The organism is Psychrobacter proteolyticus (assembly GCF_038155145.1).
Lineage (GTDB): Bacteria > Pseudomonadota > Gammaproteobacteria > Pseudomonadales > Moraxellaceae > Psychrobacter > Psychrobacter proteolyticus_B.
Genome location: NZ_JBAKAY010000118.1, coordinates 1 through 223 on the forward strand (window position 1 = coordinate 1; position 223 = coordinate 223).

1 protein-coding gene is annotated in these 223 nt (G+C 45.7%); it reads left to right on the forward strand.

All coding sequences use genetic code 11. The features are described 5' to 3' along the window. Positions 1 to 3 precede the first annotated feature (3 nt). Complete coding sequence (locus V6252_RS13210; protein ID WP_341610749.1) at positions 4 to 177, forward strand: hypothetical protein; 174 nt, start codon at positions 4 to 6, stop codon at positions 175 to 177. Positions 178 to 223 lie beyond the last annotated feature (46 nt).

Below are 223 nucleotides of genomic sequence, written 5' to 3' on the forward strand. Positions count from 1 at the left end.
ATCATCGCCGAACATCTACGTCAGAAATACGCAAAAATCGCCATTATAGATACGGACATGCATCACGGACAGTGGATCCAAGAAATATTCTACGCCCGCAAAGACGTGCTTTATACTTCAGTACATGGGGACCCCGTTAATTTTTATCCAGCAGTGACAGGGCATGCGTTTGAATAAGGCATAGGCGAATGTGAGGGCTACAACATCAATTTCCCGATGCCAC